Origin of the sequence: Streptomyces sp. NBC_00414 (genome assembly GCF_036038375.1) — a bacterium.
Lineage (GTDB): Bacteria > Actinomycetota > Actinomycetes > Streptomycetales > Streptomycetaceae > Streptomyces.
Genome location: NZ_CP107935.1, coordinates 9,500,357 through 9,521,048 on the forward strand (window position 1 = coordinate 9,500,357; position 20,692 = coordinate 9,521,048).

The 20,692-nt window shown below is 72.2% G+C and carries 18 protein-coding genes; 9 read left to right on the forward strand and 9 right to left on the reverse strand.

Annotated elements, in window-relative coordinates; genetic code table 11:
* Window positions 1-33: 33 nt before the first annotated feature.
* The gene (locus tag OHS59_RS40790) at window positions 34-768 is read right to left on the reverse strand and encodes a sugar isomerase domain-containing protein (protein ID WP_328498367.1); all 735 of its coding nucleotides are present in this window, start codon (window positions 766-768) and stop codon (window positions 34-36) included.
* A 254-nt stretch (window positions 769-1,022) separates the two neighbouring features.
* On the opposite strand from OHS59_RS40790, the gene OHS59_RS40795 reads away from it, so the two are divergent.
* The 4 genes from OHS59_RS40795 to OHS59_RS40810 all read left to right on the forward strand — a co-directional run bounded on the left by OHS59_RS40795 (window position 1,023) and on the right by OHS59_RS40810 (window position 5,447).
* Complete coding sequence (locus OHS59_RS40795) at window positions 1,023-3,203, forward strand: alpha-N-acetylglucosaminidase (protein ID WP_328498368.1); 2,181 nt, start codon at window positions 1,023-1,025, stop codon at window positions 3,201-3,203.
* A gap of 27 nt (window positions 3,204-3,230) precedes the next feature.
* Entirely contained in the window at window positions 3,231-3,968 is a 738-nt protein-coding gene (locus OHS59_RS40800; RefSeq protein ID WP_328498369.1) for a GntR family transcriptional regulator, read from the forward strand.
* Between the two features lie 161 nt (window positions 3,969-4,129).
* Window positions 4,130-4,777: an ATP-dependent Clp protease proteolytic subunit gene (locus OHS59_RS40805; protein WP_328498370.1), complete on the forward strand. Its 648-nt coding sequence runs from the start codon at window positions 4,130-4,132 to the stop codon at window positions 4,775-4,777.
* 64 nt (window positions 4,778-4,841) lie between these two features.
* A complete protein-coding gene (locus OHS59_RS40810; RefSeq protein WP_328499553.1) occupies window positions 4,842-5,447 on the forward strand; it encodes a ClpP family protease in 606 nt (201 codons plus the stop codon).
* 36 nt (window positions 5,448-5,483) lie between these two features.
* On the opposite strand, the gene OHS59_RS40815 is transcribed toward OHS59_RS40810, so the two are convergent.
* The 5 genes from OHS59_RS40815 to OHS59_RS40835 all read right to left on the reverse strand — a co-directional run bounded on the left by OHS59_RS40815 (window position 5,484) and on the right by OHS59_RS40835 (window position 10,735).
* Window positions 5,484-5,909, reverse strand: coding sequence for a helix-turn-helix domain-containing protein (locus OHS59_RS40815; RefSeq protein WP_328498371.1), 426 nt, complete (start codon window positions 5,907-5,909; stop codon window positions 5,484-5,486).
* Window positions 5,910-6,013: 104 nt separating this feature from the next.
* A complete protein-coding gene (locus OHS59_RS40820) occupies window positions 6,014-7,012 on the reverse strand; it encodes a cation diffusion facilitator family transporter (RefSeq protein ID WP_328498372.1) in 999 nt (332 codons plus the stop codon).
* Between the two features lie 166 nt (window positions 7,013-7,178).
* Window positions 7,179-8,540 carry a CAP domain-containing protein gene (locus OHS59_RS40825; RefSeq protein ID WP_328498373.1) on the reverse strand — a complete coding sequence of 454 codons (1,362 nt, stop codon included), beginning with the start codon at window positions 8,538-8,540 and terminating at the stop codon, window positions 7,179-7,181.
* A 100-nt stretch (window positions 8,541-8,640) separates the two neighbouring features.
* Window positions 8,641-9,909 (reverse strand): serine hydrolase domain-containing protein, encoded by a 1,269-nt coding sequence (locus OHS59_RS40830; protein ID WP_328498374.1) that lies wholly within the window; start codon window positions 9,907-9,909, stop codon window positions 8,641-8,643.
* 145 nt (window positions 9,910-10,054) lie between these two features.
* Complete coding sequence (locus OHS59_RS40835; protein ID WP_328498375.1) at window positions 10,055-10,735, reverse strand: TetR/AcrR family transcriptional regulator; 681 nt, start codon at window positions 10,733-10,735, stop codon at window positions 10,055-10,057.
* Between the two features lie 147 nt (window positions 10,736-10,882).
* Here OHS59_RS40835 and OHS59_RS40840 point away from each other — a divergent pair, with 147 nt between their 5' ends.
* Both OHS59_RS40840 and OHS59_RS40845 read left to right on the forward strand, forming a co-directional pair.
* A complete protein-coding gene (locus tag OHS59_RS40840) occupies window positions 10,883-11,821 on the forward strand; it encodes an SDR family oxidoreductase (RefSeq protein WP_328498376.1) in 939 nt (312 codons plus the stop codon).
* Between the two features lie 61 nt (window positions 11,822-11,882).
* Entirely contained in the window at window positions 11,883-12,866 is a 984-nt protein-coding gene (locus OHS59_RS40845; protein WP_328498377.1) for an aldo/keto reductase, read from the forward strand.
* 291 nt (window positions 12,867-13,157) lie between these two features.
* Here OHS59_RS40845 and OHS59_RS40850 read toward each other — a convergent pair whose 3' ends face one another.
* A complete protein-coding gene (locus tag OHS59_RS40850) occupies window positions 13,158-14,387 on the reverse strand; it encodes an MFS transporter (RefSeq protein ID WP_328498378.1) in 1,230 nt (409 codons plus the stop codon).
* 64 nt (window positions 14,388-14,451) lie between these two features.
* Here OHS59_RS40850 and OHS59_RS40855 point away from each other — a divergent pair, with 64 nt between their 5' ends.
* Window positions 14,452-14,835 carry a MerR family transcriptional regulator gene (locus OHS59_RS40855; RefSeq protein ID WP_328498379.1) on the forward strand — a complete coding sequence of 128 codons (384 nt, stop codon included), beginning with the start codon at window positions 14,452-14,454 and terminating at the stop codon, window positions 14,833-14,835.
* Window positions 14,836-14,915: 80 nt separating this feature from the next.
* Here the strand turns inward: OHS59_RS40855 and OHS59_RS40860 are convergent, their stop codons facing one another.
* Window positions 14,916-15,662: an MBL fold metallo-hydrolase gene (locus tag OHS59_RS40860; protein ID WP_328498380.1), complete on the reverse strand. Its 747-nt coding sequence runs from the start codon at window positions 15,660-15,662 to the stop codon at window positions 14,916-14,918.
* Window positions 15,663-15,675: 13 nt separating this feature from the next.
* Window positions 15,676-15,999 (reverse strand): hypothetical protein, encoded by a 324-nt coding sequence (locus OHS59_RS40865; protein ID WP_328498381.1) that lies wholly within the window; start codon window positions 15,997-15,999, stop codon window positions 15,676-15,678.
* Window positions 16,000-16,175: 176 nt separating this feature from the next.
* Here OHS59_RS40865 and OHS59_RS40870 point away from each other — a divergent pair, with 176 nt between their 5' ends.
* Together OHS59_RS40870 and OHS59_RS40875 are read left to right on the forward strand one after the other, a co-directional pair.
* The gene (locus OHS59_RS40870; RefSeq protein WP_328498382.1) at window positions 16,176-17,393 is read left to right on the forward strand and encodes an FAD-dependent monooxygenase; all 1,218 of its coding nucleotides are present in this window, start codon (window positions 16,176-16,178) and stop codon (window positions 17,391-17,393) included.
* A gap of 102 nt (window positions 17,394-17,495) precedes the next feature.
* Entirely contained in the window at window positions 17,496-20,687 is a 3,192-nt protein-coding gene (locus tag OHS59_RS40875) for an amidohydrolase family protein (RefSeq protein WP_328498383.1), read from the forward strand.
* The last annotated feature ends 5 nt before the right edge of the window (window positions 20,688-20,692 follow it).

Sequence of the window (20,692 nt, forward strand, 5' to 3'; positions counted from 1 at the left end):
TCCTTGCGTGGCCTCGTCGGTCGGATCGGTACGTCAGCCTCTCGGACAGCGGTCCCTGAACCGCTCCAGCAGCTCGTTGTTGCGGTGCTCGGCGTCGGCGTCGGTGTTCTGACTGACGATCAACGGCGGTTCCTGCTTGTGATGTTCGGCGAGCAGTTGGGCCGCCCGGCAGGTCAGGGCGTTCACCAGGGCCGCCCCCAGCACGGTCGACAGGGCTCCCACGGCCAGGTCGCCCAGCGGCACCACCGTGTCGCCGGGGCTGCCGTGGGTGTCGATGACGATGTCGGCGACGTCGAGCAGCCGCAGCCCGCCGCTGTGCCGGGACTCGGCGGCCAGGGAGTGCGCCCGGCTGGTGACGGCCACCACGGTCGCCCCCGACTCGCGGGCGCCCAGAGCGAATTCGACGGGCACGGCGTTGATCCCGGAGTTGGAGACGACGACCACCACCTCGCCCGCCCTGATGTCCGCCGTACGCAGGACGGCCGCCGCGTAGCCGCTGACGCGTTCGGCCGCGCCGGCGTGGCGCGGGGCCACGGGGGAGAGCGCCGGGTCCGCGATGACGTTGACCGGCGCGAGTCCGCCGGCGCGCTGCAGCGGTTCGACGGCGACGAGTTGGGAGTGGCCGCTGCCGAAGTAGTGGACGACACCCCCGGCCACGATGCTGTCCGCCACGGCCCGGGCGGCGCGCTCGATCGCGGGCCGCTCGGCGGTGGCCATCGCGGTGAGGTTCTCCTGGAGTGCGGCGAAGTAGGCGAGATCGGCGTTCATCGTATCGAGGCCACCCGAGGTGTCGAACGGAGCCGCTGGCGTGGCTGTGGACCGTACCAGAGGGCCATGGCGCTGCCCAGCCCTGCGGCCGACCTGCCTTCTTTCCGGTCGACTTCCTTGACCGGCCCGAGTGGCACGGCTAGCTTCGAGAGTTCCGTGGTACGTACCACAGCCGAGGCCGGTGATGACTGCGGCATCGACTGTCGACGCCGTTGCCGACTTCGTCGCCGATTTCGTCAGGAGCGGTCCGGACGATGACACTTCCCGAGGAACAGGGCACCGGAACCCCGGCCGCCCGGCAGCTGCTCCGGCGCCTCCTGGGGGACCGGGCCGCGGAGTTCACCGCCGAGGTGGTCCCCGGGGGCGCCGGACGCGACTGGTACGAGGTCGACGCCGGGCCGGGCGGAGTGGCCCTGCGCGGGTCCAGCGGGGTCGCGGTCGCCTCCGCGCTGCGCTGGTACCTGCGGACCGCCTGCGGGACGCAGATCACCTGGGACGCTCCCGGGCCCCGGCTGCCGGACCGGCTGCCGCGCACCGGCACGACACCGCGGACGACCTCCCCGTACCCGCACCGCTACCACTTCAACGTGTGCACCTTCGGCTACACCACGGCGTTCTGGGAGTGGGCGCGCTGGGAACGCCACATCGACTGGATGGCCCTGCACGGAGTGACCACACCCCTCGCCATGACCGGACTCGAAGCGGCCTGGCAACGCGCCCTGCTGAGCACCGGCCTCGACGACGGGACCGCCCGGAGCTTCCTCGGCGGACCGGCCTACCTGCCGTGGAACTGGCTCGCCTCGCTCGACGGCTGGTCCGGCCCCCTGCCGCAGAGCTGGATCGACGGACACGCCGACCTCGGCCGGCGCATCCTCGCCCGGGAACGCGCCCTGGGCATGCGGCCGGTCCTCCAGGGCTTCTCCGGGCACGTCCCGCAGGAGCTGATCGCGGAGCGGGGCGCCCGCTCGACGACCCTCCCCTGGTGGGACTTCGAGGTCGGCATGCTCGACCCGCGGGACCCGCTCTTCGAGGAGTTCGGTACCACCCTGCTGACCGAGCAGACCCGGCTCTTCGGCACCGACCACCTCTACGCCGCCGACCCCTTCATCGAGACGACACCCCCGGTCAGCGACCCCGCCGACCTCGCCCAGGTCGCGCGGGCGGTGCACGGCGTCATGACCGCGGTGGACGACCGGGCCACCTGGGTCCTCCAGGCGTGGCCCTTCTCCTACCGCTCCCGCTACTGGACACCCGAACGCACCGGGGCCTTTCTCGACGCCATCCCGGACGACGGACTGCTGATCCTCGACCTGTGGGCCGAGCACCGGCCGGTCTGGCAGCGCACCGACGGCTACCGGAAGAAGCCCTGGGTGTGGTGCATGCTCCACAGCCTCGGCGGGCGGCCCGGCCTCTACGGAAAGCTGGACGAGATCGCCACCGGCGCCGCCCGCGCGCAGTCCGACGCACGCGGCGGCTCACTGTCCGGGACCGGCGCGAGCATGGAGGCCTTCGGCGGCGATCCGGTCCTGTACGAGCTGCTGGCCGACGTCGCCTGGCAGGGCTCCGTCGACGACGTACGAGCCTGGCTGGAGACCTGGACGCGGGCCCGGTACGGCCGTGCGACCCCCGGACTGCTGCGCGCCTGGGACCTGCTGCACGACAGCGTCTACGCGTCCGAAGGCCCCGGGCCACCGGGCTCGGTCATCGTCGGGCGGCCCACGCTGGAGGGCGATCTGCGGCACGAGCTGCCCGTCCACCTGGCCGACCGGCCGTCGCCCGACGTACCACAGGCCCTGGCCGAGGCCTGGGTGCTCCTGGCCGACGAGGCGACCCAGGAGGACAGCGCGGGGCCGCTCGGCCGGGACCTGTGCGACGTCACCGCGCAGGTGCTCACCCACGTGGCGTGCGAACGGCAGTGGCGGGCGGCGGACGCGGCCCTGGCCCGCGACGCCGACGGCTTCCACCGGGCCGCCCGCGAACTCCTCGACACCATCGAGGACCTGGACACGCTGCTGGCCACCCGGCCCGAACACCGGCTGGACACCTGGCTGGCCGACGCCCGCGGATGGGCCGCCACCCCGGCCGAGGCCGACCTGTACGAGACCGACGCACGACGTCTGATCACCCTCTGGGGCCACACCCGCAGCAAGCTGCACGACTACTCGGGCCGCCACTGGGCCGGCCTGGTCGGCACGTTCTACCTGCCCCGCTGGCGCGGCTGGTACGAGCACATCGCCCGGGCGCTGGAGACCGGATCCCCCTACCGGGCCGAGGAGTTCGAGGCATCGCTGCTCGCCCAGGAGGAGCGGTGGGTGGCCGACCGCAGCGGGCCGGCGACACCGGGAGCGGGTACCGCCGGAGCGACGCTTGACGTGGTGCGTACTCTGATGCCCCGCTACCGCGTCCTTCGAGAACAGTGGGAACGCCGGGGATAGCGGACAGGTACGAACCGCGGAGTGAATGTGACGGTCGAGGACAGGCGCTCGGACGACGGCCAGGTGACGGACTCCTTCAAGCACGAGGCGCTGCGGCGACGGCTCCAGGCCGACATCGCCGGGATGCGCCCCGACGAGGCGCTGCCCACCGAACGGCAGCTCGCCGAACGGTACGACGTCAGCCGGGCGACCGCCCGGCGCGCGCTCCAGGCGCTCCGCGAGGACGGCCTCATCCGCAGTGTGCGGGGCGTCGGATCCTTCGTCTCCCACCCCCAGATCACCAAGACGTCGACGCTCACCTCGTTCTCCGAGGACCTGCGCTCGCGCGGCTACCGGCCCAGCGCCGAACTCCTCGCCGCGGAACTCGTCGAGGCCGACCTGCACCACTCCACGGCCCTGGGCGTCGACCCCGGCACCACCCTCCACCGCATCGAACGGCTGCGCCTCGGCGACGGCTTCCCCATCTGCCTGGAGACCGTCTACCTCTCCGCCGAGCGCTTCCCGGACCTGGACGAGTCACTGCTCAAGGGCTCGCTCTCGGAAGCCCTGCAGACCACCCAGGGCGTCCGGGTCGTGCGGGCCACCCAACAGATCCGCGCGGTGAACGTCACCGGCCGCCAGGCCCGGCTGCTCGGCGTCAAGGAGGGCTCCGCCGCCCTGCTGGTCCGCCGCACGGCCTTCGACGAGACGGGCCATGTCGTCGAGTACGGCGAGTCGCTGTGCCGGGGAGACCTGTACGAGTTCTCGCTGGTCGTCACCAAGTAGCGACCCGGGACCGGGTGGCCGCCGAGCAGGGGCCCGTGCGGCGGCGCGGGCTCTGCCGTCGGCGAATCTGCTGAGGGCCGAGATTCCTTCCGCGGCGCCGACGGCGGACCGAGGGTGGAGAGACCGCGGCACACCGGGCCGCGCCACCACCAGGAGGAGCGATGGCACTCAGCAGCACCGCGTTCGACCCAGGGCCACGGGCCGAGGAGGGTGACACCCCGCCGTCACGGTTCGACGACCACCTCGCCGCCCAGCTCCTCAACCAGCGCATCATCTTCCTCGGCACCCAGGTCGACGAGGTCTCCGCGAACCGCGTCTGCGCGCAACTGCTCCTGCTCTCCGCCGAGGACCCCCGCACCGACATCGGTCTCTACGTCAACAGCCCGGGCGGCTCCGTCCACGCGGGCCTGGCGATCTACGACACCATGCGGCTCATCCCGAACGACGTCTCGACCCTGGCCATGGGATTCGCCGCGAGCATGGGGCAGTTCCTGCTCACCGTCGGCACCCCCGGCAAGCGCTACTCGCTCCCGAACGCGCGGATCATGATGCACCAGCCCTCCGCGGGCATCGGCGGCACCACCGCCGACATCGCCATCCAGGCCGAGAACCTCCGGTTCACCAAGGAGACCATCGAGCGCATCACCGCCGAACACACCGGCCAGAGCGAGGAGACGATCTCCCGCGACGGCGACCGCGACCGCTGGTTCACGGCCGAACAGGCCAGGGAGTACGGCATGGTCGACCGGGTCGTCGAAGCACTCGACGACGTCCGCCCGGCCTCCTCGAAGCGACGGATGGGGCTCTGACATGGACCAGTACACGAGGGGCCTGGACCAGCACACAAGGGGCATGGGCCAGTATGCGCCGGGCATGAGCTCGTACACGATTCCCAATGTCGTCGAGCGCACCCCGCAGGGCGAGCGCGCGTACGACATCTACAGCCGGCTGCTGTCCGAGCGGATCATCTTCCTCGGTACCGAGATCGACGACGGCGTGGCCAACGTCGTCATCGCCCAGCTGCTCCACCTGGAGTCGGCGGGGCCCGAGCGGGAGATCGCGATCTACCTCAACTCGCCCGGCGGCTCGTTCACCTCGCTCATGGCGATCTACGACACGATGAGCTTCGTCAGCGCGCCCATCTCGACGTTCTGCGTCGGACAGGCCGCCTCGACCGCGGCGGTGCTCCTGGCGGGCGGAGACCCCGGCCGACGCTTCATCCTGGAACACGCGCGGGTGCTGCTCGGCCAGCCCGCGAGCGGCGGCGCGCGAGGGACGGTCTCCGACCTGAGCCTCCAGGCCAAGGAGATGCTCCGGATCCGTTCCCAGGTCGAGGAGGTGCTGTCCCTGCACACCCACCACTCCGTCGAGACCCTGCGCGCCGACATGGACCGCGACAAGATCTTCACCGCGCGGGAGGCGGTGGCGTACGGGCTCGCCGACGAGGTGCTGAGCGGGCGCCTGGCGGCCGCCGCCTGAGACGTCAGGTATCCGTCCCGGGCGGCGTGACGCGGGTCAGGCGGCGAGCCGGATCTCGCCGGACCGGGAGCTCGCCCCGGTGCGCCGGGGCGCGGTGCGGGAGCTGAGGGTCCGCGGCTGGACCTGACGCATCAGGCGCCGGTGCGACAGGGCGAGCAGATCGGCGAGGCCCAGTCCGAGCGCGTGCGCGGCGGCTGCGAGGACCTCGGACGAGGCCTCCTTGCGGCCGCGCTCCAGCTCCGAGAGGTACGGCATCGAGATCCGGGCCGCTTCGGCGACATCCTTGAGCGTCCGCTCCTGCGCGAGCCGCTCGCGCCGCAGGACCTCACCCACGACGTCCCGCCACAACGGCTCCCTGGGTGTCGGTACCACCGGCACCACTGGTTCGGCGGGCTCGGCCGGATCGGCCGGAACGGGTCGCAGGGGAATGACGCGGGCTGAGTTCGACGCGTGGCTGCTCACGCCACCACCCTAGGAAACGCGGCCCGGTTCGGGGAGCCCGCCGCGTTCTGCCCTCGGCGAATCAGGGGTCCGGTCCGTTCAGGGGTCCGGGCCGGGCCGTCCGCTCAGTGCAGGTGCGGCTCGTCGCGGTGGACCGGACCGTGCGCGGCCTCGCAGTGCGCGTCGTCGCCGCCGGTGCGGACCTCAAGGAAGTCCTCGGGGGCGTGGTCGACCTGAAGGGTGGTGTGGCTGACCTCGTAGTCGCACTGCAGGATCTTCTCCAGGTCCCGGCGCACGGTGTGGCAGTCCGCGACGGGTTCGACCAGGACGTGCGCGGACAGCGCCGGCGTCCCCGAGGTGATGGTCCACACATGGAGGTCGTGCACCTCGGCGACCGACGAGTGCGCGGCCAGCCGGTCCCCGATGACGTCCGGGTCGAGGTGCGCGGGCGCCGCCTCCAGAAAGATCCGCCCCGACTCCCGTACGAGCCCGTAACCGGCCTTGAACATCAGGGCCACCACGACCAGCGTGGCGATGGCGTCGGCCCGTGCGAACCCGGTCAGCAGCACGACGAGACCGGCGATCGCGGTACCGATGAACGCGAACAGGTCGTTGAGTATGTGCTGGTAGGCGCCCTCGACGTTGAGCGAGGTCCGGTTGGCCTTCGAGATGCACCAGGCCGCCACGACGTTCACCGCGATGCCCGCGAGGGCCGTGTAGAACATCAGCCCGCCCTCCACCGCGGGCGGATCGAACAGCCGCCGCACCGCCTCGTACGCCAGCCAGGCACCGAGCAGCAGCAGCGTCAGCCCGTTCGCCTGGGCGGAGAGGATCTCGGCCCGCTTCAGGCCGTATGTGAAGCCGCCGCGGGCCGGACGCTCGGCGAGCCGCATCGCGATGAGGGCCAGCACGATGGACACGGCGTCGGTGAGCATGTGCGCGGCGTCGGAGATCAGCGCGAGCGACTGGGCGACGACACCGATGACGACCTCGACCGCCATGAACGTGGCGATCAGTGTCAGCGCGATCGCGAGCCAGCGGCGGTCCGCGTCCGCGGTGACACCGTGCGAGTGCCCCGCGTGCCCGCCCGACCCGTGCTCGTGGCCGTGGTGCGCGCTGGTCATGAGAGTCCCCCTCGTTGCGGTGTCCGACGGGTGTCCGTCATCCGCAGTGAAGCGCACCTCGCGGAGATCGGCAAAGGCTGCATCGGTGACCGTTGTCATCATCGTTAACCTGCCTCTGACCTGCGACGATATACAGCGGCAGCAAGGCTGTGGCGGGCGGTCGGGGTCAGGCGCCGAAGAGCTGCGTCCAGTACGTGCCCGCCGAACCGCCGCCCGCGAAGCCGACGCCCATGTGGGTGAAGGCGGGCTTGAGGATGTTGGCGCGGTGGCCGGGGCTGTCCATCCAGCCCTGGACGACCTCGGCGGGGGAGCGCTGGCCGCAGGCGATGTTCTCGCCGATGGTGCGGCGGGCGCTGCCCGCCGCGGCGGCCCGGTGCCAGGGCTCGCTGCCGTCGGGGGCCGTGTGGGAGTAGAAGGCGCGAGCCACCATGTCCGCGCTGTGCGCCTGCGCCGCCCTGGTGAGCAGGGGGTCCTCGACCAGCGGCGGCAGACCGGCCGCGGCCCGCTCCGCGTTGGTGAGCGCGAGTACCTCGGCGGCGGTCCGCGTCAGGCCGGCCGGGGTCAGGGGCCTGGCCCACAGCGCCGTCCAGTAGAGCGTGCCGGACCGGCCGTCGGGCACGCAGGCCACACCGGCCTCGGTGAACGCCGGGTCCTGGACCGTCCGCCGGGTCCGCTCGCCCGACAGGCAGTACTCCACGAACTCCGCCGGATCGCGCGGCCCGGAGACCAGGTGCTCGCCGATCGTGAGGTAGGCGTAGCCGCCCGCGGTGACGCGCTGGTGGACGGAGAGTCCGTCGGCGCCCTCCGAGCCCAGGCGACCCCGTGCGGCCATCGTGGCGGCGTGCGCCCGCGCGGCGGCCGTCAGACGGGCGTCCAGGGCGACGGGCGCGGAACCGACGGCGGCGCGGGCGGAGTTCACGAGCCCGAGAAATCCGTCGGCGACGGGCCCGCCGGTTCCGGAGCCACGCATTCCGGAGCTATGCATTCCGGCGGGAGCGGGAGCGGGAGCGGGAGCGGGAGCGGGTTCGGAGCGGGCACCCGCGTCGGCGTCCTCGCTCACCTCGATCCCGAAGTCCCGAGCGATCCCCGCCAGCCCGTCGGCGTACCCCTGGCCCAGTGCGCGCAGCTTCCACGCGGTTCCGCGGCGGTAGATCTCCGCGAGCAGCAGCACGGTCTCCCGCTCCGGACGCGGCGGTGTGAACCGGGCGAGGAGACGACCGCCGGCCCCGGTGACCCGCAAGGTCGGCGCGGGCAGCCGTCCCAGCGGGGTCCCGGGCTCGGCGGGACTGACGACGACGGTGACGCGGCTCGCCCCGGCCCGCAGCGCGGCCGGATCGACCGTGAGGGTCTCCCCGCTCAGGCGCGCGCCGGGGGCGGCCGGCTGGTTGTAGAACACGAAGTCGGCGTCCCCGCGCACGGTGCCGCTGTCGTCGGTGACGAGCGCCGACACGTCGAACGGGCCGGACACCCGCAGGGTCAGGGCGCCGCCGGGCAGGGGCAGATTGCCGCCGGGTACCAACTCACTCATCGTGCCGCCTGTCGGGTGCCGGATCGCTGTGCGCGCCCCGTGGGGCGTTGCCCGGACAACGCCCCACGGGTGTGCGCGGGTTCCTGGCACCCGCCGCCGGTCAGTCGCGGGCGATCCCGGGAGCGATGTCCTCGTAGCGCTCCACGAACGCCTGACCGCGCGCCGCCGGGGCCTTCGAAGCCTTCGAGGTCGCCGCCGGCTTGCCGCAGAACGCGGACTCCAGCGTGCGGGCCATCGTGTTGAGGACGGTCCCGTTGTTGGACGTGTTCGCGAGCGCCGTGACCGTGCGCGCGCCGTCCTTCGACGTGAAGGCGTACGTGTAGTAGCCCTGCACGGTACCCGTGTGGCCGTACACCGAGATCCCGCACGACAGGTCGCGCCGGCGCAGGCCCAGCCCGTACCCCTGGGTGCTGTTCACGGGCACCCACTGCTGCATCTGGGCGAGCTGCGCGGCCGAGGTCAGTTCGCCGCGGAGCAGGGCCGAGAAGAAGGTGTCCAGGTCCTTGGTGCTGGAGATGATCGCGCCCGCGCTCTGTGCCCACGAGACGGTCTGCTCGGTCGAGTCGACGAGCGTCCCACCCTCGTCGGGCGGGAGGTAGCCGTTGGCGTGCCGCCCGGCGATCGTCGTCCTCGGGTGCACGTACGAGGTGTCACGCAGCTTGAGCGGCTTGATGATGCGGCTCTTGTACGCGGACTGCACGGACGTGCCGGTGAGCTTCTCGATGAGCATGCCCGCGACGACGAAGTTGGTGTTGGAGTACGAGTAGGCGGCGCCCGGAGCGTTGCCGAGGGGCTGCTTCAGGGACAGGTCCACCAGTTCCTGGTAGCTGAAGACCTTGTTGCGTACGGCCTCGAAGCCCGGGACCGTGTTGGCGAACATGTCGTTGGTGTAGTCGTACAGACCGCTGCGGTGGCTCAGCACATGGCGCACCGTGATCCGGTCGTCGGGCAGCAGCCCCGGCAGGTAGGAGTTGACCGAGGCGTCCAGGTCGAGCGCCCCCTCGTCGACCAGTTGCAGCAGCACCACGGCGGAGAAGCTCTTGGTGACACTGCCGACGCGGAAGCGGTCGGCGTTGTCGATGGCCCGTCCGTCGGCTCTGTCCGCCACACCTTCGGCGACCTTGTGGACCGTGCCGTTGTCGTCGATCCGCGCCATGGCGCCGGGCGCCCCCTGCGAGAGCGCCGTACGCAGCACCTCGCGCAGCCCCGCGACGTCGGGCGCCGGGAGGGTGTCGGCCGCTGTCGTCGAACTGCCCTGTACGGTCCGGCTGCTGACGTCGGCGGGCGTCGCGGCCGCCGCGTCGTGTGCGGGAACAGCGAGGACGGACAGCAGGGCCGCCCCCAGCGTCGCCGTACCCCTGACCGTCATTCCTGAGACCATCTGTGTCGTACTCCCCGTAGTCGTCCGTCGAGCGGATCCAGGTGCGTGCCGCACCGCGGGTCGCGGCGCAGACATCATCTTCTACGCGCCGGACCCACCTGTGGGTTGCATGTGAGGGAGTGAATTCTTGATGTCAGCGTGACGCCCGGGCCAGCAGCCCCGACAGCAGGACTTCGAGCGACTCGCGCAGGGCTGTCGCGAAGTCGATGCGCAGGACCGCCAGTTCGGGCTCGGACTCGTAGACCGCGAGCACGGCCGCCGACGGGTGCGCGTGCGGCCAGGCGGCCGTGGCCGTCAGGAGAGCCCCGGCGGCGAACCGCACGCTGTCCCGCTCGCCCAGTTCGGGTACGTGCACGCGGGCCAGGTGTGCCAGGGCGAACGCCTGGGCGATGCCGGCGCGCTTGTACTCGGCGGCGACCTGGGTCGACACGTTCCGCTCCAGGACGGCGGCCTGAGCGCTGATCAGGTCGCAGAGCACCGGGCGCGCGGCGAGGGCGTCCGCCATGGTCGCGGCGACCCGGTCGGTGCGCTCGGAGACGGGAGCGTCGGCGTCGACGGCCTGGGGGAGCGCGGTGTCCAGATGATCCAGCAGCTCCTGCGAGGCGGTGGCGAGCAGTTCCAGCAGGACGGCCTCGCGGGACTCGAAGTAGCGCAGCACGTTCGACTTCGCGAGCCCCACCCGGCGGCTCAACTCGTTCAGGGACACCTGTGACACGGGCATCTCTCCGAGCATCGCCGCCGCGGTGTCGAGGATCGCCCTGCGGCGAACGGCGCGCTGCTCCTCGTTGCGGGCGCGCTGGAAGGTGTCTGCCATGTCCGCAGTCTACAGACCGGGGGTCTGCTGCCATCGATCAACAGACCCCCGGTCTGTTGTTATCGAACCGCCGGTCTGCTAGCTTGAAATGCAACAGACCGCCGGTCTTCTAATTTCCGGTGGGCCGCGAATCCCGAAGGAGTCACCGTGTCCACGTCCTACGTCGTCCCTGATCAGACGGGCAGGTCCGTCGTCGTCACCGGTGCCAACAGCGGCACGGGCAAGGAGGCCGCGCGGCGCCTCGCCCAGGCCGGAGCGCGCGTCGTACTGGCCGTCCGCACCGTCGCCAAGGGGGAGCAGGCCCGCGCCGAGATCCTCGCCCGGCATCCGCACGCGCTGCTGGAGGTGCGGCGCGTGGACCTGGCCGACCTGGCCTCCGTCGAGGCGTTCGCCGACGGGATCCTCGCCGACGGCGCCCCGCTCGACCTGCTGGTGAACAACGCCGGAGTGATGGCCCCGCCCACCCGGCAGACCACCGCGGACGGGTTCGAGCTGCAGATGGGCAGCAACTACCTCGGCCCGTTCGCCCTGACCCTGCGCCTGCTGCCGGCCCTGCTCGCCGCACCGGCGCCCCGCGTGACGACGATGAGCAGCGGCATGGCCGACATCGGCCGCATCGCCTTCGACGACCTCCAGTGGGAGCGCCGCCGCTACAGCCCCAACCGGTCGTACGCCCAGTCCAAGCTCGCCGACCTGATGATGGCCCGGCAGTTGGCCGGCCTTGCCGCCGAGCGGGGCTGGAACCTGCTCAGCACGGCCGCCCACCCCGGCTTCACCGTGACCAACCTGCAGACCGCGGGCGCCGGCCTCGGCCGCGACAAGCCCAAGCGGACGCTGATCACGGAGCTGGGGTTCCTGCTCCCCAAACAGCAGGTCGAGGAGGGCACCGAACCGATGCTGTACGCGGCCACCAGCCCCGAAGCGACGGCCGGCGGCTACTACGGTCCCGGCCGCAGGTTCGGACTGGTCGGCCCGACCGCCACCGCCCGCGTCACCCGCCGCGCCCTCGACGCCGACGCGAACCGCAGGCTGTGGACCGAGTCCGAACGCCTCACCGGCGTGGCCGTCCCCGCCGCCGTCGCCTGAACGGCCCCGTCGTCCGGGGGCGGCGTCCGGCTCCGCGTGAACCAGGTGCCAGACTGACCCCATGGACGAGCGCGAATTCAGCAGGTCAGGACAGCACGCATCGGTCGTCGGACTCGGCACCTGGCAACTCGGTGCCGACTGGGGCGACGTGGACGCCAAGGACGCCCTGGCGGTCCTGGAGGCGGCCGCCGAGTCGGGGGTGACGTTCTTCGACACGGCCGACGTGTACGGCGACGGGCGCAGCGAGGAGACCATCGCGACGTTCCTGAGCGGCCGGCCCGACCTGCATGTGCTGGTCGCCACGAAGATGGGGCGCCGGGTCGACCAGATCCCGGAGAACTACGTACTCGACAACTTCCGTGCCTGGAACGACCGTTCACGCCGCAACCTCGGCGTCGACCGGATCGACCTGGTGCAGTTGCACTGCCCGCCGACCCCGGTGTACTCGTCGGACGAGGTGTTCGACGCGCTCGACACCCTCGTCGAGGAGGAGCGCATCGCCGCGTACGGCGTGAGCGTCGAGACCTGTGACGAGGCGCTGACGGCGATCGCCCGTCCGGGTGTGGCCAGCGTCCAGATCATCCTGAACCCGTTCCGCATGAAGCCGCTCCAGCGGGTTCTGCCCGCGGCGCGGGAGGCCGGGGTCGGCATCATCGCCCGCGTGCCGCTGGCCTCCGGGCTGCTGTCCGGCAAGTACACGAAGGACACGGTCTTCGCGGCGAACGACCACCGTACGTTCAACCGGCACGGGGAGGCTTTCGACCAGGGCGAGACCTTCTCCGGCGTCGACTACGCCACCGGTGTCGAGGCAGCGGCCGAGTTCTCCGCGCTCGCCCCGGAGGGGGTCACTCCGGCGCAGCTGGCGCTGGCGTGGATCGTCCAGCAGCCGGGCGTGACCTCGGTCATCCCCGGGGCCCGCTCGCCCGAGCAGGCCCGTGCGAACGCGGCGGCGGGCAAGCTTTCGCCGTTGCCGGCGGCCACGCTGTCCGCGATCTCGGACCTCTACGACCGCCGCATCAAGGAGCAGGTCGAAGGACGCTGGTAGCGACTGCCCCCCCGGCCTGCGCCCGCTGCCCACGAGTAGCCCGGGCCGGCACCTGTCACCTGCGGGCGGTTGCAGCCGGCCGCGCAGTTCCCCGCGCCCCTCACGGGGCCCGCCTTCCGGGGCGTGGGGAACTGCGCGTTCGGCGGCGACGGCCCGCAGCCGGTTGCGGGCCCGTCACCTCCATCCCGTCCGGGGCGTGGGGAACTGCGCGTTCGGCGGCAACCGCCCGCAGCCGGTTGCGGGCCCGCCACCCCCACTCCCTCAGGGGCGCGGGGAACTGCGCGGCCAGCCTCAACGGCCCCCAGCCAAAGACCTACCGCACCCCCGGCAGGGCACCGCAAGCGCCACCACGACCACCCCCGGCGCCAGCAACACGACCGCGCTCCAAGGGAACGCCCCCGCGCCGAAGCGGTCCAGAAGGACACCCCCGACCAGCCCGCCCCCGGCCATCGCCGCGTTCCACAACGTCACAAGCATGGCCTGCGCGGCATCCGCGGAGTCCCCACCCGCGTCCGCCACACCCGTCTGCAACAGCGTGGGCGCGCCGCCCCACCCGAGCCCCCAAAGCGCCGCCGCCGTGCAGACGAGGAGGGCGCTGCCGGCCGGCACGGCCAGCAGACCCGCCGCCGCGGCGACCAGCAGCACGCTCGCCAGCGTCAGGACTCGCATCCGCCGGTCGATATGGGCACCCACGAACCAGATGCTCACCAGGGAGGCCGCGCCGAACACCAGCAGCACCAGATCCGTCGAGCCACCCATCCCCAGCCGGTCGAGGAACGTGGCGATGTAGGTGTAGAGGATCGTGTGCGCCAGCACGAAGACCAGGGTGACGAACAGCACCGACGGGACGCCGGGAATCCTCAGCGCCCCCAGCATCGGGACCCGTACCTCCTCCCGTCGCCCCGGCAGATCCGGCACGGCCGCCGCGATCCACCCGATCAGCACCACGGCGAGCACGGTCATCAGCGAGAACGTCACCCGCCAGCCGAGCGTCTCCCCGAGGAACGTCCCCGCCGGCACTCCCAGCGACAGGGCGACGGGAATCCCGGTCATCACCACGGCGACGGCCCTGCCCTGCAGCGGGACGGGCACCAGCCGGCGCGCGTACCCCGCGAGCAGCGCCCAGGCCACACCCGCGGCCACCCCGGCGACGAACCGGGCCGCCATGGTCAGGGGATAGTTCGCGGACACGGTGGTCACCGTGTTGGCGACGGCGAAGCCGGCCATCGCCGTCAGCAGCAGCCGCTTGCGCCGCCATCCGGCGGTGGCCGCGGACAGCGGGATCGCGGTGAGCGCGGTTCCGGCCGCGTAGATGGTCACGGACTGCCCCATCGCGGACTCGCCGACCCCGAGGTCGGCGCTCATCGCGGGCAGAACCCCCGCGGGCAGGGTCTCGGTGAGACTGGTGATGAACACGGCGGTGGCCAGGGCCAGTAGTGCGGCGCGGGGCAGGCCAGGGCGGTCGGCGTCCGTGGGAGGGGCCGGTTCGTTGTCATGAGTTCCGGTGGTCCGAGTCGTCATGCCGCGTATGCTCGAACCTTCACATCGGTGTGAAGGTCAAGCGGCGAAACGCGAGGTCGGCCGGATGCGGATCGGAGAGCTGTCACAGCGCACGGGCACGCCCCCTCGGCTGCTGCGCTACTACGAGGAACAGGGCCTGATCACCCCCGAGCGCTGCACGAACGGTTATCGCTCCTACGACGAACGCCTCGTGGACCGCGTCCAGCAGATCCGGGGCCTGCTCGACGCCGGACTGCCGACCCGCATCATCAAACAGATCCTGCCCTGCCTCGACAAGCCCAGCACCATCCACTTCCCCGACCCCACCCCGGAGATGCTGGCCACCCTCGAACTCGAACTCGACCGCATGACCCGGCGCATCGACTGCCTCGCCCGCAACCGGGACGCCATCGCCGAGTACCTCGCGACGGTACGCGGCGACGACCCTCCCCTCGCCGGACAGGGCTGAACCGGACGGCACTTCGGCCCGGGAGCCGTCGTCCCGAGACAGTCGTCCCGGGGCGGTCGCCCCCGATCCATCGCCCCGGATCAGGCCGCGTGTTCCCGCGCCCGCTGGGCGGCCTCACGTACGGAGCCGCGGTGCACGGGACCGTGCCCCGGCAGCAGGACGTCGCCCGCCAGCGCCTCGAACGCGTCCAGCGAGGCCAGCGCACCGCCCAGGTCGTGATGGAACATGACGGGCAGCAGCTGCGGTCCCGCCACCCGGGAGGTGGGGTGGGCGCTGACCAGCCCGTCACCGGATATCACCACTCCCGCCTCCGGCAGATGGAAGGCGCAGTGGCCGGCCGTGTGCCCCGGGGTGTGCACGGGAACGGGGCGGCCGGGCAGGTCGAGCGGCCCCTGGCCGGGGAACGCCCGAGGCTCGGCGACCGGGACGTGGGCGGTGCCGCCGGACCGCAGCGCGTGCACGGCCCACGGCACCACACCGGGCCGCCAGGCGTTCTTCAGGACCTGTCCCACGGTCACCTGGTGGAGGAAGTCCCGGCGCGCGTGCGGGACTTCGGCCTCATGGGTGTAGACCGGCGTGCCGTAGGTGCCGCTGAGGTACTCGGCCGAACCGATGTGGTCGTTGTGGGCGTGCGTCACGAGAACGGCCGTGACGGCCTCGGGCGAACTGCCCACGGCGGCAAGGGAGGCGCGGACCTTCTCACGGTCACCGGGGTAACCGGTGTCCACGAGGGTGACGGCGTCCCCCTCGGTGAGGATCACCCAGTTGGTGTTGCTGCCGTGTACGAGATGGATACCGTCGGCGACTTGACGGATGTCTGCCTGCATGATCGTCCCGGCCCTAGAGGTCCTTGTCTGACGAGGCCAGCCAAGCAGACTCGCGGGTGTTCCGGCGCAGCGGGTCGGACGAAGCGCGCATCGACCTCAGCGCCAGCAGCAGTACGGCGATGTCGTCGAAGTAGGCCGGGTCGGGCATCAGATCGGCCGGTAGCACGACATAGGCGATCGCTCCCCAGAAGACCCAGCGGGGCCCGGTCGGCAGCCCGGCGCGGCGCAGGTTCCGCCGGGTGCGGACCAGGCGGACGGTGAGGACGATCGCCCCCGCGAGCGCCGCGGCCAGTACGGCCGCGGCGACGAGAACCAGAATCCACATGTCGGTGTCCATGAGTCCTTCCCTGACGCGTCCGGTGCTGCTGTCCGGATGCCCAGGTTCGCCCCGTCATCACAGCCGGGCCGTCCCGACACGCGGCGCGGTGCGTCGGAAGGCCCCTGGCCGCGCACCTACTCTGTGCTTTTGACCGACCACTTTGAGTGACACCTGAGCGATTGTGGGATGTGCGCGTGAAGATCGCCTGCGTCGGCGGTGGGCCCGCCGGTCTGTACTTCTCGATCCTGATGAAGCGTCAGGATCCGGGCCACGAGATCACCGTCCATGAGCGGAACCCGGCCGGTTCGACCTACGGATGGGGGGTGACGTACTGGGGGAGCCTGCTCGGCAAACTGGAGGCGGGGGACCCCGAGTCGGCGCGTGCCGTGAAGGAGAGCTCGGTCCGCTGGAGCGAGGGGGTCGCGCACGTCGGCGACCGGACGACCACGCACCACGGTGACGAGGGCTCCGGTATCGGACGCGGCCGGCTGCTGGACATCCTCGCCGAGCGGGCCCGGTCCCTCGGCGTACGCGTCGAGTTCGAGGACGAGATCGCCGACGGGGCCGCCCTGCCCGACGCCGACCTGGTCGTCGCCTGCGACGGCGTCCGCAGCGGGGTGCGCGACCGCCACGCCGCCCACTTCGGCACCGAGGTCGATCTCGGCCGCAACAGATACATCTGGCTGGGCACCACGAAGGTCTTCGAGGCGTTCACCTTCGCCTTCGTGGAGACACCGCACGGGTGGATCTGGTGCTACGCCTACGGCTTCGGCGACGACCGGAGCACCTGCGTCGTCGAGTGCTCGCCGGAGACCTGGACGGGCCTCGGCCTCGACCGGGCCGACGAGGAGGCGGGCCTCGCCCTCCTCGAAGAACTCTTCGTCAAGCTGCTGGACGGCCACCGCCTCATCGGACGGGCGACCGCGGGCGGCAGCGCGCAGTGGCTGAACTTCCGCACCCTCACCAACCGCACCTGGTCCCACGGGAACGTCGTCCTGCTCGGCGACGCCGCCCACACCACCCACTACTCCATCGGCGCGGGCACCACCCTCGCCCTGGAGGACGCCATCGCCCTGGCCGACGCGCTGCGCACCCGTACCGGTTCCGGGCAGGCCGAACTCGCCCCGGCCCTCGCCGCGTACGAGAAGGTGCGCAAGGCCGAGCTGCTGTCCGTGCAGAGCGCGGCCCGCCACAGCGCCCAGTGGTACGAGAACCTGCCGCGCTACATCACCCTGCCTCCGGCACAGATGTTCGCGCTTCTCGGGCAGCGCCACTCGCCGCTGCTGCCGTACGTGCCGCCGCAGCTCTACTACCGGATCGACCGGGCGGCCGGGCGGCTCGAATCCCTGCGCAGGCTCAAGCGATGGCTCGGCCCGAAGGTGGCACGCACCCTGCACGGCACGAAGAACTGACACCCCGTCGACAACGGTGCTGACGTCTCGTCAACAGCGTGCCAGTTTGGCGGGAATGGCGGTGTTGCCCCTGGGCCGGGAGATGCGCGAGCGTGCTGAGTCATGGACCGAGACCGGGGCGACGCCGCCCTCTCCCTCTCCCGACGCAGGCTTCTCGCGGCCGCGGGTGCCGCCGGTGCCGTCACCGCCATCGGCCTCGCACCCGCCGCCGCGCAGCCGCGTACCGGGCTCTCCCTGTCCTTCACCGCGGCCACCAACGGCTCGGCGACCCTCGCACCCGGCGGGGACCGGCTGATCGCCGAGATCCAGAACGTGCTGTGGTCGCTCCCGCGCACCGGTGGCAGGGCCGTCCCCCTCACCGCGGCGGGCCTCGAACCGAACCGCCCCGTGTACGCGCCCGACGGCGACCTCATCGCCTTCTGCGCCTACCGGGGCGGCGGCTTCCACATCTGGACCATGCGGCCCGACGGATCCGACGTACGCAGGCGCACCGACGGGCCCTTCGACGACCGCGGCCCGGCCTGGTCGCCCGACGGCACCCGCATCGCCTTCGCCTCCGAGCGCGGCGGCGACCCGGTGGCGGGCAGCCCGTACCGCGTCCACGTGCTGGACCTGCGCACCGGCGACATCCGCCGGGTGACCGGTCTGACCGGCCAGACGGGTCCGCTGCAGGACGGGGCCTGGGAGGACTTCGACCCCACCTGGTCGCCGGACGGGAAGCGGATCCTGTTCGTCCGCGCGAAGGGTGTCAGCACCGCGAACGGGGTCGGACTCGACGCCCGGACCGTCGCCGCCGTCCCCGCCTCGGGCACCGGCCCGGTCGTCGTGGAACACACCGACCCCACGACCGCCCAGGTCATGACTCCCGCCCTCGCGCCGGACGGCCGCCGCCTGGCGTATCTGCGGACCACCGCGGCACCGAACGGCTCCTGCACACTCGTCGTCGACGGCGCACCCGTCGCCGTCGCCGGGGACATCGCGCCGGTACCGCCGCGCTGGACACCGGCGGGCGAGCTCCTGCTCACCGTGGACGGCGACTTCACCCTCGTACGGCCGGAGAAGCCCGCGCAGGCGCACACGATCCCCTTCGAGGGCGTGCTGCCCGTGGACCGGCCGCGCTACGAGGTCAAGGAGTACGACCTGGGGGAGGGGCGCGCCCGTCCGGTACGGGGCATCCATCTGCCCGCGCTCTCGCCCGACGGACGGCACATCGTCTTCGCCGCCCTCAACTCGCTTTGGCTGGCGGACAGTTCGGGAGGCAGGGCGCCGAGGCGACTGCGCCGGGCGGCGGCCACGGAGTATCTGCTCGGGCCCTCGTGGTCGCGTGACGGACGCGCGCTGCTGTACGCGGACGACCGCGACGGACTCCTCGGCGTGTACCGGCGGGATCCGGCCACCGGAGAGGAGACCGCGCTCGCGACCGGCGGGCGGGTCCATCCCGCGCTCTCACCCGACGGGACCCGGCTCGCCTGCCTGGACCTGACCGGCCGGCTCGTCGTCCGGGACCTCGAAAGCGGCACGGAGAGGGTCCTCGCGACCCCGCTCGGCGCGGGAGGGCTCCCCGGCCGGCCCAGCTGGTCGCCCGACGGCCGTCATCTCGCGCTGTGCGACCGCAATCGCCTCAACCTCCGCTTCCGGGAGGGCTACAACCTCGTCCGGGTCGTCGACACCGAGAGCGGGACGGCCCGGCTGCACGCGGTGGCACCTCATGTGTCGATCGCCGACCGGTACGACTCGGGGCCCGTCTGGTCGCCCGACGGCCGCTGGATGGCGGTGATCGTCGAATCCGCGCTCTGCCTGCTGCCCGTCACCCCCGACGGGACTCCGCGCGGCGCCCTGCGCACCCTCACCACCGAACCGGCCGACCACCCCTCCTGGTCCGGCGACTCGCAGACCCTGCTGTACCTCTCCGGAACCCGGCTGCGACTGATCGACGTCGGCGGCGGGCAGGCCCGCACCGTCCAAGTGCCTCTGGACCAGCGCAGACCCGTACCCGCCGACACCGTGGTGCACGCGGGCCGGCTCTGGGACGGCACGGGCGAGTCCGTACGGGACGACGTGGACATCGTCGTGCACCGCGGGCGCGTCACGGCCGTCGAACCGCACCGGCGACGCGCGGCGGCCACCACGATCGACGCCTCCGAGCGGACCGTCGTCCCCGGGCTGTGGGACACCCACACCCACCCGTGGCAGGTCACCTACGGCAGTCGTCAGACGGTCGGCCAGCTCACCTACGGCATCACCACCGCCGTGTCCCTCGGCGGGTTCGCCTATGAACAGGCCCGTATCCGGGAGGCAGTGACGACCGGTCAGCTCGCCGGGCCACGGCTGCTGACCACCGGCGAACTCCTCGACGGCTCCCGGGTCGCGTACAGCATGGGACGCGCCCACCGTACGAGGGACGGGTTGCGGCGCTCGCTGGAGCGGGGCGCCGCGCTGGACTGGGACTTCGTCAAGACCTATGTCCGGGCGCCGAGCTGGGTGATGGAGGAGGCCGCGCGCTTCGGCCACGAGCGGCTCGGTGTGCGCTCGGGCAGCCATCTTCTCTCGCCCGGCGTGCAACTGGGACAGGACCTGACGACCCATCTGCAGGCCACCCAGCGCTACGAGTTCGGGCACGCGACCACCACGACGGGGCGTGCCTACCAGGATCTGCTGGAGATCTACACCGCGCGGGGCGTCGACTTCGGCCTCATCGCCACGCCCTTCACCTCCTCGCCGCTCCTCGGCGCGGACCCGGGGCTCGCCGACGATCCCCGGGTCACCGCCGTGATGCCGCCCTGGGACAGCGCCCTCGTCCAGCAGGGGGCGGGCGTACCGCCGACCCCGGCCCAACTCGCCACCCTGCGTACGGAGACCGACGTCTACCGGCGGATCCTGGCCGCGGGCGGAATCGTCGCCCTCGGCACCGACCAGCCGCTCGTCCCCGTCGGCCTCTCCCTCCATCTCGGCCTGCGCGCGCTGCACCGGGGCGGCCTGTCCCCGGCCGAGGCCCTGCGCACGGTGACCGTGCTGCCCGCCCGGCTCTTCGGCCTCGAAGGCGACCTCGGCACGGTCAGGCCGGGCATGCTCGCCGACCTGACCGTGGTGGACGGCGACCCCTTCACCGATTTCGACACGCTCGTCCGTACGGTCGCCGTGCTCCGGGGCGGGGTCCCGTTCACGACCGACGACCTGGTGGCCGCGTACGAGCCCGTGTCCGTGCCCGCCGCCCGTCGTGCGGCGGGCGAGGCGGACTGGCTGGAGGTGGGGCGGCTGATGCGGCGGGAGGGGTGCTGCGACGCGGGCTACTGAGGCGC

What these genes read in the sequence shown, in the direction of transcription:
- OHS59_RS40835 (WP_328498375.1), bottom strand. Translation starts at nt 10,735, where the DNA reads ATGGCAGACACCTTCCAGCGCGCCCGCAACGAGGAGCAGCGCGCCGTT.
- OHS59_RS40875 (WP_328498383.1), top strand. Translation starts at nt 17,496, where the DNA reads ATGGACCGAGACCGGGGCGACGCCGCCCTCTCCCTCTCCCGACGCAGG.
- OHS59_RS40845 (WP_328498377.1), top strand. Translation starts at nt 11,883, where the DNA reads ATGGACGAGCGCGAATTCAGCAGGTCAGGACAGCACGCATCGGTCGTC.
- OHS59_RS40830 (WP_328498374.1), bottom strand. Translation starts at nt 9,909, where the DNA reads ATGACGGTCAGGGGTACGGCGACGCTGGGGGCGGCCCTGCTGTCCGTC.
- OHS59_RS40820 (WP_328498372.1), bottom strand. Translation starts at nt 7,012, where the DNA reads ATGACCAGCGCGCACCACGGCCACGAGCACGGGTCGGGCGGGCACGCG.
- OHS59_RS40865 (WP_328498381.1), bottom strand. Translation starts at nt 15,999, where the DNA reads ATGGACACCGACATGTGGATTCTGGTTCTCGTCGCCGCGGCCGTACTG.
- OHS59_RS40790 (WP_328498367.1), bottom strand. Translation starts at nt 768, where the DNA reads ATGAACGCCGATCTCGCCTACTTCGCCGCACTCCAGGAGAACCTCACC.
- OHS59_RS40810 (WP_328499553.1), top strand. Translation starts at nt 4,842, where the DNA reads ATGAGCTCGTACACGATTCCCAATGTCGTCGAGCGCACCCCGCAGGGC.
- OHS59_RS40795 (WP_328498368.1), top strand. Translation starts at nt 1,023, where the DNA reads ATGACACTTCCCGAGGAACAGGGCACCGGAACCCCGGCCGCCCGGCAG.
- OHS59_RS40850 (WP_328498378.1), bottom strand. Translation starts at nt 14,387, where the DNA reads ATGACGACTCGGACCACCGGAACTCATGACAACGAACCGGCCCCTCCC.
- OHS59_RS40860 (WP_328498380.1), bottom strand. Translation starts at nt 15,662, where the DNA reads ATGCAGGCAGACATCCGTCAAGTCGCCGACGGTATCCATCTCGTACAC.
- OHS59_RS40805 (WP_328498370.1), top strand. Translation starts at nt 4,130, where the DNA reads ATGGCACTCAGCAGCACCGCGTTCGACCCAGGGCCACGGGCCGAGGAG.
- OHS59_RS40825 (WP_328498373.1), bottom strand. Translation starts at nt 8,540, where the DNA reads ATGAGTGAGTTGGTACCCGGCGGCAATCTGCCCCTGCCCGGCGGCGCC.
- OHS59_RS40855 (WP_328498379.1), top strand. Translation starts at nt 14,452, where the DNA reads ATGCGGATCGGAGAGCTGTCACAGCGCACGGGCACGCCCCCTCGGCTG.